Source organism: Halorubrum sp. Atlit-26R, from assembly GCF_003666015.1.
Lineage (GTDB): Archaea > Halobacteriota > Halobacteria > Halobacteriales > Haloferacaceae > Halorubrum.
Window position 1 is genome coordinate 1 of sequence record NZ_QPLT01000331.1, and the last position, 559, is coordinate 559.

The following is a 559-nucleotide window of genomic DNA, read 5'->3' on the forward strand; positions in this document are numbered from 1 at the left end:
GAACAGGGGGCCTTCGTGGGTAGCGCGATGGCCCTCGGAATCGTGGCACTCGTCCCAATACTGGCAGGAGTGTACGTACTACTGTTTCCACTCCTCCTCAGTATCGTTACCGGGCAGGGGTTACACTACGCAATACAGCTCTATCCGGAACCGCTGTGGACTGCTGTCGATGTTACTCGAACCGTCGCTACTGCGTGGAGTCCGCTGGTCGGTGCCCTGCTCGTTCCCCTCGGAGCGGTCGCAGGGTGGGCCTCCCAGCGTCGCCGTCGGCTTAGTGGGCACTAACTGTCTCGACTCGTGAACGGGCCGGTGTCCGCGGGCACGTTTGCCACCCAGCCAACCGACTCACGCTCTGGGTTCAGCACGGCTCCGAGAATATATCACCAAATGAGGAATTCAAAAGAGCCTTTCCGTAGAGTTGTAGCCAATTATTTGATTCCCACTAGTGATTTCCACTCAAGCATGACCGGAATCGTGATCCTCCCCGCTGGTCGCGACGACGCGTTTGAGGACTACAAACAGTTCATCCGAGATGGGCACCCAATTGCGGATATTGAGT

At 57.4% G+C, this 559-nt stretch carries 1 pseudogene; it reads left to right on the forward strand.

The annotated features are described in order from the left end of the window. Positions 1 to 285: pseudogene (locus DVK07_RS24035) on the forward strand (hypothetical protein); the annotation flags it as partial. Between the last annotated feature and the right edge of the window lie 274 nt (positions 286 to 559).